Source organism: Haematobacter missouriensis (assembly GCF_000740775.1).
Classification (GTDB): Bacteria; Pseudomonadota; Alphaproteobacteria; order Rhodobacterales; family Rhodobacteraceae; genus Haematobacter; species Haematobacter missouriensis.
In genome coordinates this window covers 1-419 of sequence record NZ_JFGS01000122.1, presented here as the reverse complement: position 1 = coordinate 419, position 419 = coordinate 1, and the positions used below count along the sequence as shown (strand labels likewise).

Sequence of the window (419 nt, the reverse complement as noted above, 5' to 3'; positions counted from 1 at the left end):
GAGGCGGATCAGGCGATGTTCGAGTTCTACCAGCCCGACGAAGTGCTGATGCTGGAGGACCTCCTCGCCGACGACGGCGGCACAGACCCCGAGAGCCAAGCGGATCGGCATAAGATCGCCATGGTGCTGCACCGGGCAATCGCCGATCTTCCGTCGGTCGAACGCCGCGTTCTCTATCGGCTCCACCTCGACAGCGCTACGATCGCGGAGACGGCAGACCTTTTCGGCCTGACCGAGACAGTGGTCGCCGAGATCGCAGAAAATGCGGGCGCGACCCTACGCGCGAGGCTTGCCGAAACCGGGTTGGTCAGAGATCCATCAGGCCGCGCGCCCATCGAACGGGAAATCGCTCACACGCAGCGTCTGCCTCAGCCGATCGAGGATCGCCGCCGCGTGGCCGCCGCCCTAACCGGCGAGGA

At 65.6% G+C, this 419-nt stretch carries 1 pseudogene; it reads left to right on the top strand.

The features are described from left to right. Positions 1-15 precede the first annotated feature (15 nt). Positions 16-419 (top strand): annotated as a pseudogene (locus tag CG51_RS18920) (flagellar biosynthesis protein FliA); the annotation flags it as partial.